Source organism: Paenibacillus macerans, assembly GCF_050565405.1.
Classification (GTDB): Bacteria; Bacillota; Bacilli; order Paenibacillales; family Paenibacillaceae; genus Fontibacillus; species Fontibacillus macerans_B.
Genome location: NZ_JBNYYG010000133.1, coordinates 1 through 531, shown reverse-complemented (window position 1 = coordinate 531; position 531 = coordinate 1). Strand labels below are relative to the sequence as shown.

The following is a 531-nucleotide window of genomic DNA, read 5'->3' as shown; positions in this document are numbered from 1 at the left end:
AAATAGCCGATCCATCCGCGAATGTAGACCTTTACGTTTTCCATCACCTGCCGCGCATTCCTGCCTTGGCTTCGACTCGTTAGCTTTTTCAGCTTCTTCTTCGCCTTGGTCAGCGCTTGACGATGTACGCGTACATATATCCCCCTTCCGTTCTTCCCCAAGGCAAATCGAGGAATTTGAAGTGCTCTTCGCCAATACCACGATGTCATCCGCATAGCGGATGACCCTCACGCCTCGGCTTTCCATCTCCTGATCAAATTCGTTCAGGTAGATGTTGGCCAACAGCGGGGACAACGGGCCGCCCTGGGGAGAACCTTCCTCCGTTGCCCGGCACACGCCGTTCTCCATGACTCCGCTTTTCAGGTACTTCTTAATCAGATCTATGACGCGTTTGTCCTGGATTTGTTTGCGTAAGAGATTCAACAGAAGCTCGTGGTTCAGCGTGTCGAAGTATTTTGACAGGTCAATTTCGACCGCCTGTCCATAGCCCTGCTCCGCATACGCTTTTACTTTTCGAATGGCTTGCTGCGC

Annotated in this window: 1 protein-coding gene; it reads right to left on the bottom strand. The window is 52.0% G+C overall.

The window, feature by feature from the left end; all coding sequences use genetic code 11:
* On the bottom strand, window positions 1–531 hold a 531-nt coding region (locus ACQ4N8_RS28165; protein ID WP_430707678.1), incomplete at both ends, for a reverse transcriptase domain-containing protein.